The organism is Shigella sp. FC1567, assembly GCF_001743015.1.
GTDB lineage: Bacteria > Pseudomonadota > Gammaproteobacteria > Enterobacterales > Enterobacteriaceae > Escherichia > Escherichia coli.
This window is the reverse complement of record NZ_MIIV01000438.1, coordinates 1-310: the sequence shown is the minus strand read 5'-3', so window position 1 is coordinate 310 and position 310 is coordinate 1. Positions and strand designations below refer to the sequence as shown.

The 310-nt window shown below is 54.5% G+C and carries 1 pseudogene; it reads left to right on the top strand.

The features are described 5' to 3' along the window. A pseudogene (locus tag BHE85_RS19370) lies at positions 1–310 on the top strand (IS3 family transposase); the annotation flags it as partial.

Sequence of the window (310 nt, the reverse complement as noted above, 5' to 3'; positions counted from 1 at the left end):
TGGCCGCCGGAGAACAGGTTGTTCCTGCCTCTGAACTTGCTGCCGCCATGAAGCAGATTAAAGAACTCCAGCGCCTGCTCGGCAAGAAAACGATGGAAATGAACTCCTCAAAGAAGCCGTTGAATATGGACGGCAAAAAAGTGGATAGCGCACGCGCCCTTATTGCCCGGGGATGGGGAGTAAGCTTAGTCAGCCGTTGTCTCCGGGTGTTGCGTGCGCAGTTGCACGTCATTCTCAGACGAACCGATGACTGGATGGATGGCCGCCGCAGTCGTCACACTGATGATACGGATGTGCTTCTCCGTATACA